This window comes from Deinococcus aquaedulcis (assembly GCF_019693445.1).
Taxonomy (GTDB): Bacteria; Deinococcota; Deinococci; order Deinococcales; family Deinococcaceae; genus Deinococcus; species Deinococcus aquaedulcis.
On the sequence record NZ_JAHRBL010000004.1, the window covers coordinates 1 to 13,029 of the forward strand.

Here is a 13,029-nt window from a genome sequence, read left to right on the forward strand (position 1 = left end):
GTAGGCGTGCCCCCGCTTCGGGTTCTTCGGCAGCAGCGGCGACAGTATGGCCCACTGCTGCTCCGTCAAATCCGTCCGTCCCATGCCGTTATCCTGCCAAATTCAGCCAGACAGACCCTAGCCGGCCGCCTCATGAGACAAAGCGCGACCGGGCTCATCTTGCGTCAGCTGGCCTTCACCGTGCGTCAGGCGGCGCGGCCTACTTTGGTGACAGAGGCACAGTTGGCCCGCCCTGCACGGTCTGAAGGCCGCGCGGCGGCCCACACGGTGCCTTCCGGGAGTCCATCATGAAAAAGCTTGCCCTGCCCGTCCTCCTGACCGCCTCCCTGCTGGGCGCCCTATCGGCGCCCGCCGCCGCCGCGCCGCAGCTGAGCGCCCAGAGCATCATCGTGAACCCGGTGCCCACCACCCTGCAGGCCCGGGTGTGGGTGGACCGCGACCGCAGCGGCAACGCGGTGCCGAACTACCGCGTGGGCGACCGCATCACGCTGTACGCCACGGTGAACGAGAACGCCTACGTGTACCTGTTCAACATCAACCCTGACGGCACCGTGGACCAGATTCTGCCCAACCGCTTCTCGGGCAGCACCTACCTGCGCGCCGGGCAGACCCGCGCGTTTCCCAGCAGCCGCGACCGCTTTACCTTTGACGTGGCGGGCCCCGAGGGCCTGAACCGCGTGCTGGTGGTGGCCAGCCGCCGGCCGCTGAACCTGAACGAACTCAGCTCGTACGCAGCGGGGCAGGACTTTGCCACCGTGAAACCCACCACGACCCCCGGCTTTGCCCAGGCCCTGAGCATTGTGGTGAACCCCGTGGAGAGACCTATTCCCCAGCAGGACTGGACCAGCGACACCGCCGCCTACAACGTGGATTACTGAGCTTAACCGAACCGGCAGACTGGGGATTACGACCCCTGGTCTGCCGGTTCGGCTGGCTTTTCCTTCCGGCTGACCGTGCCCTGGAACAGCGCCATCAGTTCCCAGTCGGCTTCGCGGCGCACCTCTACGCGGTAGATGCCCAGGGTGCGGCCCACGCGCTCCGGGGTGGCCAGCGCCACTAGGGCGTCGCCCGCGCGGGCCTGGCGCACGAAGGTCATGTGGGTATCTATGGCCACCGCCTGCGCCCCCAGGTTGCTGATGATAAAGAGGGCCTCCTCGGCCAGGCCAAACACCACGCCGTTGTGCGCGCTGCCGCGCCGGTTCAGGCCCGCGTCTCCGACGGTGAGGGAGACGCGGGTCAATTCAGGTAAAGCCTCCTGCACGGTCATGCCCAGGTGGTCGGCGTAGCTCATGACCCCAGGGTAGGGGAGAAGGCGGGGGCTATGCGTGGGGGTGGTAGGGCCACGCCACCTCGCCGGCCGGGTCGCCCGCGCCCGCCGCGTCCCAGTCGTGGGGATACACCTCGCGGGGGCTGAGGTCGCCGCACGTGCCCTGGGCCTGGGCGGCGGCGCAGGTGGCGTCGTAGGCGGCCAGGATGGCGGGGAACTCGAACTGGGCGCGGGTGAGGCTCACAAAGGCCTCGGCGTGAGCCGGTTCTACACGCAGGGCCACCTCGCCGGCCGGGTGCAGCGTGCCGCTGTAAGGCACACAGATCTCAATGGGCCCGTCGCTGTCGGCGTTCACCTCGCCGTGGTAGATCACGAACGGCGCGGCGGCGGGTTGCGCGCCCTGGTCGCGCAGGGTCTGCAGCAAGGTGGTCATGCCCTGCGAGATGGCGGCGGACAGGCCGTCCACGTAGACCTGTCGGGTCAGGGTGGCGACGTTCTGGGCCGGCACGGTGCGGGTCTGAGGGGTGGACAGGGACATGGGCGTTTCTCCTTCGAGGTGCTGAATGAGGTGTCGGGTCAGGTCGCGCCGCTGACGGTGTTCGGCGTCCAGCGCGGCGAGGTGCAGGCGCAGGGCGGTTGGGCGCTCGCCCGCCGGCAGGGCCAGCAGCGCCCCGATGGCGGGCAGGGGCATGTCGGCCTGGCGCAGCCGGCCAATCAGGCGGGCGTCGGCCAGCTGGGCGGGCGTGTAGCGGCGGTAGCCACTCTGGGGGTCCACCTGCGCGGGCCGCAGCAGGCCCAGTTCGTCGTACAGCCGCAGGGCCTTGGGGCTCAGGCGACTGGCGCCGGCAAACGCGCCGATGGTCATGAGGGGTGGGGCAGGGGTGAGCATAGGGGGGCCTCCGGAGGTGAGCCCAGGGTGGGCCCTGCCCCTGGGGGAAGGTCAAGGGGGCTAGGGGTCTAAGGGTCGAAGAGTCAAAGGGTCTAAGGGGGTGAGGGTGGGGTCGAGAAGTCAAGGGGTCGAGGCGTTGAGGGGGGCAAAGGGTTTCTCGACTGCTCGACCTTTAGACCTCTCGGCGGCGGCGCCCCCGCCGCCCCCTGCGCTACCCTGGCCCTATGACCCCCCTCCTGCTGGGCCACCGGGGCGCGCCGGGGTTGGCGCCAGAGAACACGCTGGCCAGTTTTCAGGCGGCGCTGGCGGCCGGGCTGGACGGCGTGGAACTGGACGTGCGGCGATTGGCAGACGGCACGCTGGCGGTGCACCACGACGCGGCGCTCCCCGGTGGGCGGCGGCTGGCGGCGCTCACGGCGGCCGACTTGCCGCCGCAGGTGCCCACCCTGCCGGCGGCGCTGGCCTGGGCGGCCGATACGGGCGCGTTCGTGAACGTGGAACTGAAGTTTGAGGGCCCCTGGCCCGATGACCGGGTGGCCAGCACCCTGCGTGCGGTCACCGCCCACGGCCTGACGCGGCGGGTGATCGTGAGTTCCTTTCTGCCCACGCTGCTGCGGGCTGCCCGGGACTTGGCCCCGCAGATCGAGCGTGGGTTGCTAGTGCACCGCGCGTATCCGCCCCCCCTGCTGCAGGCCGGGATGCGCTGGACCGGCAGCGCGGCCCTGCACCCGGAGGTGGGCACGGTGGACGCGCGCCTGCTGGCCCTGGCCCGCGCGCAGGGCTGGCGGGTCCATGCCTGGACGGTGAACGACCCCGCCGAGGTCAAGCGGCTGAGCGCCCTGGGTGTGGACGGCCTGATCGGGGACGACCCCACCGCCCTGCTGGGCGCGCGCGGTTGACCGGCCCCTGACGCGGGGCGCACCCCAGCCTGACGAACGCGCGGCACCGTACAGAGTGTGAGAACACTCCTGATTGGTGTCACGGCCCTGCTGAGCCTCGCTTCATCTGTTCATGCCGCCACGCTGGTGGGCTACGCACACCTGCCCGCCGACACCTTCGCGGCCGGGCCCGCCAGTGGGGCCTACAGCGGCGCGGGGCTGCGCGGTCAGGCGCGCTTCCCGTCGCAGCCGGTACAGGGGTTTTCGGGGGTGCAGTTCGGCAAGAACGGGGGCTACCTGTTCCTCAGCGACAACGGCTTTGGCAGCAAGGCCAACAGCGCCGACTACCTGCTGCGCCTGTACACCCTGAACCTGAACGCCAAAACGGCCCCCACCGGCCAGGACAAGGTGGAGGTGGGCACCTTTGTCAGCCTGCGCGACCCGGACCGCAAGGTGCCCTGGGTGATCGTGAACGAGGCCAGCCCCGAGCGCCTGCTGACCGGCGCGGACTTTGACGTGGAAGGCTTTGTGGTGGCCCCCGACGGCACGCTGTGGGTGGGCGACGAGTTTGGGCCCTACCTGCTGCACTTCAGCGCCGACGGCCGCCTGCTGGAGGCCCCCATCGCCACGCCCAACCTGCCGGGCCTGCCCACCCTGCGCGGTCAGGCGCCCATTGTGATCGGGCACCGGGGCAGCAGTGGCACTCGCCCCGAGCACACCCTGGAAGCCTACCGGGTGGCCATTGAAGCGGGCGCCGACTTCGTGGAGCCGGACCTGGTGGTGACCAAAGACGGCGTGCTGATTGCCCGCCACGAGCCCGTGATCGCCGTGGTGGACGCCAGCGGCAAGGTGCTGGAAGCCACCGCCGACGTGGCTTCGCGCCCCGAATTCGCCTCGCGCCTGACCACCAAGAAGGTGGACGGTGTGGAGGTGCGCGGCTACTTCGCCGAGGACTTCACCCTGGCGGAACTCAAGACCCTGAAGGCCGTGGAGCGCCTGCCCGCGCTGCGCGGCAAGGCCTACGACGGCCAGTTCCAGATTCCTACGCTGGCGGAAGTGATTGCGCTGGTGAGGGACGTGGAAGCGAAAACCGGGCGCAAGATCGGCATCTACCCCGAGACCAAGCACCCCACCTACTTTCAGCAGATGGGCATGAACACCTCGCAGCTCTTGATCGACACGCTGAAAAAGGAAGGCTTTACCGACCCGGCGCGCGTGTTCATCCAGTCCTTCGAGACCGCCAACCTGAAGGCCCTGAAAACCGACATCATGCCGAAGGCTGGGGTGAACCTCCCACTGGTGCAGCTGGTCAGCAGCCCCGATGAGGCGCCTTACGACTGGGCGGCGAAGGGCGACACGCGCAAGTACGACGCCCTGGCCAGCGACGCCGGCCTGAAAGAGATCGCCAGCTACGCCAGTGGCGTGGGGGCCTACAAGCGCTGGATCATCACCGACAAGGGGCAGACCACCGATTTCGTGACCCGCGCCCACGCGGCGGGCCTGCTGGTGCACCCCTGGACGTTCCGCAACGAGGCCACGTACCTGCTCCCCGGCTACGCCAATGACCCCGAAGCCGAGATGCGTCAGGCCCTGCTGGCCGGTGTGGACGGCTTTTTCACGGATTTCCCTGCCACCGGCGCCCGCGTGGTGGGCCAGTACACCGCCCCCGAGGTACGCAGCCCCCAGAACCCGGCCTTTGCGCTGGGGGGCAGCAGTGCGGCGGCCAACGTGGGCGGCAGCGGCGGCTTCGAGGGCCTGAGCCTGAGCCCCGACGGCAAGACCATGTACGCCCTGCTGGAAAAGACCGTCACGGGTGACCTGCCCGGCCAGCTGCGCTTGCACGCCTACGACCTGGCGGGCAAAAAGTGGACCCTGGCGGGCCGCTATGCCCTGGACGACGCCGCCCACGCCATTGGCGACCTGACCCCGGTGAATGCTTCGCAGGCCCTGGTGCTGGAGCGCGACAACGCCAGCGGCGCGGCGGCCAGGACCAAGCGCGTGTACCTCGTCAGCCTGAACGAGAAGAACGCCGACGGCACCCTGAAAAAGACCCTGGTGGCCGACCTGATGAATGTCAAAGACCCCCAGGGCCTGGCCCCCAGCACCCAGGGCGGCGTGTTCACGTTCCCCTACGTGACCATTGAAAACCTGCTGGTGCTGGACGCAAACACCATTCTGGTCGCCAACGACAACAACTACCCGGGCACCGGCGGGCGCGGCGCCGATACCAAGGACGCCACCGAGTTCCTGTGGCTGAAGCTGGATGCGCCTTTGACCCTGGCGCCCGGTGTGGGCCGCCGGTAACGGTCAAGCCCCACCCCCACACGTTTAAGACTTTCTTCTGTCCTCGCGGCGGCGCTTGGTTTCAGAGCATTGTCAGAGCCTGCCGCGCACACTGAGGGCCTCTCTCCCGCAGGTGGGCCGAAGTGCCCGCACCCCTTTTTCCTCTTGTTGCAAGGGCCGCGCCGAGGTGTTCCCCCTCTGAGCGCGGCCCTGTCCTGTGGCGCGTCTAGGGCTTCCGAAAAATTCCCGGGAATCCTTATCAAGCCATCGGCCCAGGCTCCTCGCTGTAAATGTGGGTGCGGTGGTAGGCCAGCTGGGCGGGGTCCACGTGGTGGGCGCGGGCCTGCCGCAGGGCACCGGGGCGGCCCAGGAGGGTCAGGTCGGGCGCCACGCCCACGCCGCCCAGGTCAAACTGCACGTGGCAGTTGGGACACAGGCACAGCAGGTTCTCCGGGGTGTCTGGGCCCCCGTGGGGCTGACCCAAGGGCCGGATGTGCGCGGCCTCGGCGTAGGGGCCGGCGGGCGTGAGCAGGCGCAGCCCGCACAGCTGGCAGGTGTGGTCGTGCCATGCCTTGACCTGGGCGCCGTGACGGCTCAGGCGGCGCAGGCGGGTGGTGGCGTGCCGTTCAGGCGCCGCCGTGGCCGCTGTCGTCCCCTCGCTTTCCAGGGCCGCCTCACTCTCCAGCAGAAAGCGCCAGATGCGGTAGCCCGACCGCCCCACCTCGTGCCAGCAGGCTGTGACCAGGAACAGGCCGTCGTAGCGGTAGGTGGCCCCGGCCACGCGCCGCACCACCCGCACCGGCTGGCCCAGCAGGTGGCTGCGCGCCAGGGCGAGGTTGCCGCGTGTGAGCAGCTGGTGGGCGGTCTGGGCCCCGGTCCGGGGGTCGCGCCCGCCCTCGCCGGTGTACAGAATCTGGTGGCCGCTGTCCTGGTCGTCCTCGTACCCGCCCGAGAGCACCACCGACACCGCGCCGCCCAGGGCCGTGCCCGCGATGCCCGCTTGCAGGGGGCGGTGCACGCCCGCCTCGCTCAGCGCCCGCCGCCCTTCAAAGAGGGTGCCGGGTGGGCAGCCGGGGAGCTCGCCCACCGGCGGGGCCGCCGCCTTCACGCGCGCAGATCGGCGTACTTCTGGCGCAGGTAGGCGAGGTAGGGTTCCACCGTCATGGGCTGGCCGGTCACACGCTCCACCAGTTCGCCGGGGGCATAGCGCCGGCCCGGGGCGTACACATGCTCGCGCAGCCAAGCGTGCAGGCGCGAGAAATCGCCGCGCGCAATATCCGTGTCCAGGCCGGGCGTGGCCTGCTCGGCCGCCGCGTAGAACTGCGCGCTCAGCACATTGCCAATCGTGTAGCCCTGGAAGGCCCCGCCGATGCCGCCGCCGTACCAGTGGACGTCCTGCAGCACGCCGTCCACGTCGCTGGGGGCCCGCAGGCCCAGGTTGGTTTCGTAGGCTGCGTGCCACGCCTCCGGCAGGTCGCGCACCGCGAGGCGCCCGACCAGCAGTTCGCGCTCCAGTTCGTAGCGGGTGATCACGTGCAGGTTGTAGGTCAATTCGTCGGCGTCTGTGCGGATCAGGCTGCGGCGCACCACGTTCACGGCGCGGAACATCTCGTCTTCGGTCACGTCCGCCAGTTGCTCGGGGAAGGCGTCCTTGAAACGGCCAAATTGCCCCGCCCAGAAGGCGCGCGAGCGGCCCACGAGGTTTTCCCACAGCCGCGACTGGCTTTCATGCACGCCCGCACTCACGCCGCCGCCCAGCGGGGTGTCCAGAAATTCCTCGGCCACGCCCTGCTCGTACATGGCGTGCCCGGCTTCGTGCAAGGTGGAATACAGGGCGTCGGTGGGGTCGTCCTCGCGCACCCGGGTGGTGATGCGCACGTCGTGGGCGCCCAGCCGGGTCATGAACGGGTGGGCGGTCAGGTCCTGGCGCCCGGCGGCCGTGTCGTAGCCGTAATCGCGCGCAATGGCCTCGCCCAGCGCCAGCTGGGTGGGCACGGGGTAGTGGCGGGCCAGGAAGTCGGTGCGCACCTGGGCCTGCGCGGCCTCGTCCACCATCGGCACCAGGGCCTGGCGCAGGGCGGTAAACACCTCGTCCACCTGCGCGGCGGTCATGCCCTCGTCGGCGGCGTCAATGAAGTAGTCCATCGGCGAGGCGAATTCCGGGAAGTACGAGGCCATCTGCTGGCTGAGGTCCAGGGTTTTTTCGAGCAGCGGGGCCACGCGCGCAAAATCGTTGGCGGGCCGGGCCTGGGTCCAGGTGGAATAGGTTTCGCCCGCGTGGCCGGAAAAGGTCTGCACGAACGCGCTGGGCAGCCGCGTAGACCGGTCAAAGTTGCGCCGCGCCACGGCCAGCATGCGGGTCTGGACGGGGCTCAGGTCGCCCAGGGCCTCCGCTTCGTCCAGCAGGCGGCCATAGGCGGCGCTGGTGGCGCGTTCGTGGCGCAGGCCCGAAAGCAGCGCGCTCTGCCGGGCGCGGCTCGCCGCCGCGCGGGGCGGCAGGTAGGTGCTGCGGTCCCAGCCCAGCAGGGCGCCTATGCCATTCAGGTCCGCTAGCTCCTGCCAGTGGCGCGTGAGGGCCGTCCAGGTCTCCGGTTGTGTCATAGGGTTCAGGGTAGCGCGTTGATTCGGGGCAGCGCTGCGTTTTCGTCCATGCCACACTGCTTCATGCCCACCCCCCTGCCGCTGGAGGAACTTGCCGCCCTGCCCACCATCCTTGGCCTGGTCGTGTCCCCTGACGGCGAGCAGGTGGCCTTTTACGCCGACTGGACGGGCCGCTTTGAGCTGTATACCCTGCATCTGGGCACCCGCGAGCAGCGCCAGCACACCAACGGCGAGCTGCCGCGCACACCACGCACCGTGCCGGTCTGGGGCGCCGACAGCGCCCGCCTGTTTTTTGCCCGTGACGAGGGCGGCGATGAGCGCACCGCCCTGTTTGAGCTCCCTCTGGAGGGCGGCGCCGTCCGCCCGCTGTTCCACGCGCCGGGCAGCATGGATTACCCCGTTCAGGCGCACCCGAACGGCGCGCACCTGCTGGTCAACTCCACGCGGGGTGGGCAGCTGAACGTGTGGCGCTATGACCTGCGGGCAGAGGGCGAGGCCGCCTGGACCCCCCTGACCCAGCTCCCCAACACCACGCAGGCCGTGGCCTACAGCCCGGACGGCACCCGGATCAGCCTGAACACCAACGAGAGCCCCAACCTGCGGAACCTGGACGCCTATGTGCTGGACGAGGGTGCGGCCAGCCCGCGACGGGTGTGGCAGGTACGCGAGGGCAGCCGCGACAGCGCCGGGCACTGGCACCCACAGGGTGAGCAGCTGGCCGTGAGCAGCGACGCCGACGGCCACAGCCGCGCCGGCATTCTGAGGCTGGGCAGCGGTGAGGTGCGGTGGCTGACCCCGGCCGATGGTCAGACAGAGGAAACGCCCGGGCATTTCTCGCCAGACGGCCAGTGGTTACTGGTCACCCGCAGCGAACACAGTGCCGCGCTGCCCGTGCTGTACGCCACGGCAGGTGGAGAGGCGCGCACCTTGCACCTGCCGCCCGGCCTGACGGTGGGCGGCCAGTTTGCCCTGGGGGGCCGGGCGCTGCTGCTGCGCCACACCACGACGACCACCCGCCCCGATACCCTGCTGTACGACCTGGAAACCGATACCTTTGAGGTGCTGATGGCGGCCGGGCACGGCACCCTGGACCCCGCGCACTTCACGCCGGGGCAGTACATTCATTACCCCACCACGGATGGGCTGGAGGTCCCCGCCATCCTGTACACCCCCCAGGGCCTGAGCCCGGAAGCGCGCCACCCCGCACTGATCTGCGCACATGGCGGGCCCACCGCGCAGTTTTTCCGGGCCTTCAACGCCGAACTCCAGTATCTGGCCAGCCTGGGCTACACCATCCTGTGCCCCAACGTGCGCGGCAGCACCGGCTACGGCGTGGCGTGGCGCGACGCCAACCTGAAAGACTGGGGCGGGCGCGACCTGGCCGACATTGCGGCTGGGGCGCAGTACCTGCGTGGGCTGCCCCATGTGGACCCGGCGCGAATTGGGCTCTTTGGGGTCAGCTACGGCGGCTACCTGTCGTACCTGGCGCCGGTGAAGTACCCGGACCTGTTCAAGGTCAGCGTGCCCATCGTGGGCATCACCGACCTGCACCAGTTGCACGCCGACAACAGCCGCGACATGCCGCAACTGGGCTATTACTTCCGCACCATGATGGGTGACCCGGTCGAGGACGCCGAACTGTGGCGCGACCGCAGCGCGGTGACCCACGCGCACGCCCTGAAGGCCCACCTCTTCATGATGCACGGCGCCAACGACCCCCGCTGTCCGGTCAATCAGGCACGCGGTTTCCGGGATGCCCTGCTGGCCACCGGGAAGCAGGAAGGCCAGGATTTCGAGTACATCGAGTTCGCGGACCAGGGGCACGGCACCGCCGATATTGAAGGCAAAACGCGCAGCTACCGGCTGCTGGCCGACTATCTGGGGCGGCGACTTTAGGGCGCTACACTGGGCCTGTGAGCCACACTGCAGATCGCCGCGCTCCGTGGCGGGCCGCGCTGGGCGACATCATCTACAACGCCGACACGCCCGCTGGGCGGCTGTTCGACCTGTTTCTGATCGCCGCCATTCTGGTGAGCGTGCTGGCGGTCATGCTGGACAGCGTGGCGCCCTTCCGGGCCCGGCACGCGGCGGCGCTGGACGCGGTGGAGTGGGCGCTGACGGGCCTGTTTTCCCTGGAATACCTGCTGCGGCTGATTACCGCGCGCCGGGCGTGGCATTACGCCCGCAGTTTCTTTGGCGTGGTGGACCTGCTGTCTATTCTGCCGGCCTACCTGGCGCTGCTTCTGCCCGGCGCCCAGTACCTGCTGATTATCCGCGTGCTGCGGTTGCTGCGCATTTTCCGGGTGCTGAAACTGGTGCGCTACCTCAGCGAGGCCAGTGTGCTGACGCGGGCGCTGCAGGCCAGCCTCGCCAAGATCACGGTGTTTCTAGCAGTGGTGCTGACATTGGTGGTGATTCTGGGCACCCTGATGTACGTGGTAGAAGGCCCCCAGCACGGCTTTACCAGCATTCCCACCAGCATCTACTGGGCGATTGTCACGCTCACCACCGTGGGTTACGGCGACATTGCCCCCAAGACGCCACTGGGCAAGGGTCTGGCCTCGCTGGTGATGATTCTGGGTTACGGGATCATTGCGGTGCCCACCGGCATTGTGACTGTGGGGCTGACCCAGGCGCAGCGCAGCGCCCGCCGTGAAGCCGCGCCGGCCGTGACCTGCGCGCGCTGTGGCCTCTCGCCCCACGAGCCTGACGCCCGGTACTGCCGCCGCTGTGGCGAGGGGCTGCCCACCTGACGGAGGGGCTGGGGGAGAGGGTGAAGGTCCTCTGGCGCCTGCGCCCCACGGCGGACCCGGAGGTGCCCATCTGGCGGATGACCCCGGCCACCTGCCCCGTCACACTGGCGCCATGAACGACCGCACCCTCTCCAAGCGCCTCTCGTACCTGCTGCGCCACGCCCCGCACGAAGCCGGCCTGACCCTGGCCCTCGGCGGCTGGGTGCCGCTGGAGCCCCTGCTGGCCCACCTGCGCGTGACCCGCGCCGATGTGGAGCGCGTGGTGGCCGGCAACGACAAACAACGGTTCAGCCTGCGCGGCGACCAGATTCGCGCCAACCAGGGCCACAGCGTGCCCGTGGACCTGGACCTGTTGCCCCAGACGCCCCCAGAAGTCCTTTACCACGGCACCCATCCCGCCGCCCTGGCGGCCATTGTGCAGGGCGGTCTGCGCGCCATGAGCCGTCACCATGTCCACCTCTCGGCTGACCGCGAAACCGCTGTCCGCGTGGGCGCGCGCCGGGGCAAGCCCGTGGTCCTGACCGTGCGCGCCGGGGCCATGCACGCCGCCGGCCACGTCTTTTACTGCAGCGAGAACGGGGTGTGGCTGGTGGACCGGGTGCCGCCTGAATTTCTGGCCCAGTCAGCCGCTTACACTGGGCCACCATGACCTCTTCTCCCTGGCTGATCACCGGCTTGAACGGCACCCTGGCGCCGCATGTGGCCCGGGTGCTGGGCGAACAGGGGCAGGCGGTGGTGGCCTGGGGCCGCCACCTCACCCCGCCCGACGACGCACTGGCCGCCGGGGCGTTCCTGGCCGCCACCCGCCCGCAGGGCATCTTTCATCTGGCCATCGGCAGTGAGGCTTGGGCGGCGCAACTGGCACGCCACGCAGCGGATCATGGGGTGCCGTTCGTGCTGACGAGCACCGCCATGGTGTTTCACCACGACCCCAACGGGCCGCACCGCCCACACGACCCGCGCACGTCCCAGGAGGGCTACGGCCAGCTGAAGATTCGCACCGAGGACGCGGTGCAGGCCGCCAACCCCCGCGCGGTGCTGGCCCGCATTGGCTGGCAGATGGACCCAGGCGGCCAGGGCAACAACATGGTGGCCCACTTGGACGCCCAGCACGCTGAGCACGGCCGAATTCGTGCCAGCCGTCACTGGATTCCAGCCTGCTCGTTGATGGCTGACACTGCCCGCGCGTTGGTGGCCCTGGCACAGGAAGGTGCTTCGGGCCCGGTGCATCTGGACAGCAACGCCCACGACGCCCTGCCCTTTCCGGAGGTGGTGCGGCGATTGGCCCACACCCTGAACCTGTCCTGGGAGGTGGAGGAGACCGAGGATTACCACCACGATCAGCGGCTTCTGGATCCAGTAGAGCGGCTGCCCCGGTTGTCCGAACGGTTGAGCCTAGTGCGCTGAGCCCAGTGCCCTGCAGTTGAGACGGGCGACGTGAACAGCAAAGGGGACACCACCAGCGGCTCCGCGTTCCAGGCGGCTGATCCGGTGGAGCCCCACGCCCTGGCCGCCCCAGGTGCGCCTGCCCTGGCCGGCGGCAGACGCTAGCCTGGGGCCATGACGCCCGAACAGGCCCGCGCCGCCCTGAATGCCGCTTCCCGCGTGGCCGTGCTGACCGGCGCGGGCGTGAGCGCCGAGAGCGGTATTCCCACCTTCCGCGACGCCCAGACCGGGCACTGGGCCCGCTTTCGCCCCGAGGATCTGGCCAGCCCCGGGGCCTACCTTCAGAATCCCGAGCTGGTGTGGGAGTGGTACGCCGGGCGCTACCGCGATGTGCTGGCCGCCCAGCCGGGCGGCGCCCATGTGCGGCTGGCCGAATTGGAACGGCGCAAGGGCCAGGGCTTTTTCCTGGCCACGCAGAACGTGGACGGCCTGCACGGGCGCGCGGGGAGCGGCCAGGGGGGTGGGCGCATGGTCGAACTGCACGGCAATCTGGTCAGCGGGCGCGACGAGGTGACGGGCGAAGTCTTTCCCCTGCCCGCGCCGGATGAACTGGTCACGCCGCCCACCTCGCCCCGGGGCCACCGCATGCGCCCCAACGTGGTGTGGTTTGGCGAATTCCTGCCCGAAGACGCCCTGGCCGACGCGCAGCTGGCCTTTGCCCAGGCCGAGGTCGCGCTGGTGATCGGCACCAGCGGCGTGGTGTACCCGGCGGCGGGGCTGGCTTTTAAAACCCTGAACCGGGGCGGCGTGGTCATTGAACTCAACCCCGAACCCACCGAACTGACCCCCCACGTCACCTTCAGCCTGCGCGACGTGGCCTCGCGCGGCCTGGACACCCTGATGGGCCCGGCCTGAAGCGGGTGGCCCGGGGCCCGGCCACTCCGGGCGCTGCGGGCACAATGGCCGCCAGTT

At 69.7% G+C, this 13,029-nt stretch carries 12 protein-coding genes; 8 read left to right on the forward strand and 4 right to left on the reverse strand.

Features of this window, described 5'->3' with window-relative positions:
- Positions 1-287 precede the first annotated feature (287 nt).
- The gene (locus tag KMW22_RS06695; RefSeq protein WP_221089268.1) at positions 288-878 is read left to right on the forward strand and encodes a DUF4384 domain-containing protein; all 591 of its coding nucleotides are present in this window, start codon (positions 288-290) and stop codon (positions 876-878) included.
- Positions 879-904: 26 nt separating this feature from the next.
- Here KMW22_RS06695 and KMW22_RS06700 read toward each other — a convergent pair whose 3' ends face one another.
- Both KMW22_RS06700 and KMW22_RS06705 read right to left on the reverse strand, forming a co-directional pair.
- Entirely contained in the window at positions 905-1,291 is a 387-nt protein-coding gene (locus KMW22_RS06700; RefSeq protein ID WP_221089269.1) for a hotdog fold thioesterase, read from the reverse strand.
- Positions 1,292-1,319: 28 nt separating this feature from the next.
- Positions 1,320-2,156: a MerR family transcriptional regulator gene (locus KMW22_RS06705; protein ID WP_221089270.1), complete on the reverse strand. Its 837-nt coding sequence runs from the start codon at positions 2,154-2,156 to the stop codon at positions 1,320-1,322.
- 224 nt (positions 2,157-2,380) lie between these two features.
- Between KMW22_RS06705 and KMW22_RS06710 the strand changes: the two genes are divergently transcribed.
- Together KMW22_RS06710 and KMW22_RS06715 are read left to right on the forward strand one after the other, a co-directional pair.
- Positions 2,381-3,055, forward strand: a complete 675-nt coding sequence (locus tag KMW22_RS06710; protein ID WP_221089271.1) for a glycerophosphodiester phosphodiesterase — start codon at positions 2,381-2,383, stop codon at positions 3,053-3,055.
- Positions 3,056-3,112: 57 nt separating this feature from the next.
- Positions 3,113-5,338 carry a glycerophosphodiester phosphodiesterase family protein gene (locus KMW22_RS06715; RefSeq protein WP_221089272.1) on the forward strand — a complete coding sequence of 742 codons (2,226 nt, stop codon included), beginning with the start codon at positions 3,113-3,115 and terminating at the stop codon, positions 5,336-5,338.
- 238 nt (positions 5,339-5,576) lie between these two features.
- Here the strand turns inward: KMW22_RS06715 and KMW22_RS19645 are convergent, their stop codons facing one another.
- Together KMW22_RS19645 and KMW22_RS06725 are read right to left on the reverse strand one after the other, a co-directional pair.
- Entirely contained in the window at positions 5,577-6,425 is an 849-nt protein-coding gene (locus KMW22_RS19645; RefSeq protein WP_328774621.1) for a YDG/SRA domain-containing protein, read from the reverse strand.
- The gene (locus KMW22_RS06725) at positions 6,422-7,918 is read right to left on the reverse strand and encodes a carboxypeptidase M32 (RefSeq protein WP_221089273.1); all 1,497 of its coding nucleotides are present in this window, start codon (positions 7,916-7,918) and stop codon (positions 6,422-6,424) included. The genes KMW22_RS19645 and KMW22_RS06725 overlap by 4 nt, the downstream gene beginning before the upstream one ends.
- Positions 7,919-7,981: 63 nt before the next feature.
- Between KMW22_RS06725 and KMW22_RS06730 the strand changes: the two genes are divergently transcribed.
- From KMW22_RS06730 to KMW22_RS06750, 5 genes are all read left to right on the forward strand, one after another.
- Positions 7,982-9,814 (forward strand): S9 family peptidase, encoded by a 1,833-nt coding sequence (locus KMW22_RS06730; RefSeq protein ID WP_221089274.1) that lies wholly within the window; start codon positions 7,982-7,984, stop codon positions 9,812-9,814.
- 17 nt (positions 9,815-9,831) lie between these two features.
- Entirely contained in the window at positions 9,832-10,671 is an 840-nt protein-coding gene (locus tag KMW22_RS06735) for an ion transporter (protein WP_221089275.1), read from the forward strand.
- Between the two features lie 112 nt (positions 10,672-10,783).
- Complete coding sequence (locus KMW22_RS06740; protein ID WP_221089276.1) at positions 10,784-11,320, forward strand: RNA 2'-phosphotransferase; 537 nt, start codon at positions 10,784-10,786, stop codon at positions 11,318-11,320.
- A complete protein-coding gene (locus KMW22_RS06745) occupies positions 11,317-12,078 on the forward strand; it encodes a sugar nucleotide-binding protein (protein WP_221089277.1) in 762 nt (253 codons plus the stop codon). The genes KMW22_RS06740 and KMW22_RS06745 overlap by 4 nt, the downstream gene beginning before the upstream one ends.
- Positions 12,079-12,231: 153 nt before the next feature.
- The gene (locus KMW22_RS06750) at positions 12,232-12,972 is read left to right on the forward strand and encodes a Sir2 family NAD-dependent protein deacetylase (protein ID WP_221089278.1); all 741 of its coding nucleotides are present in this window, start codon (positions 12,232-12,234) and stop codon (positions 12,970-12,972) included.
- The last annotated feature ends 57 nt before the right edge of the window (positions 12,973-13,029 follow it).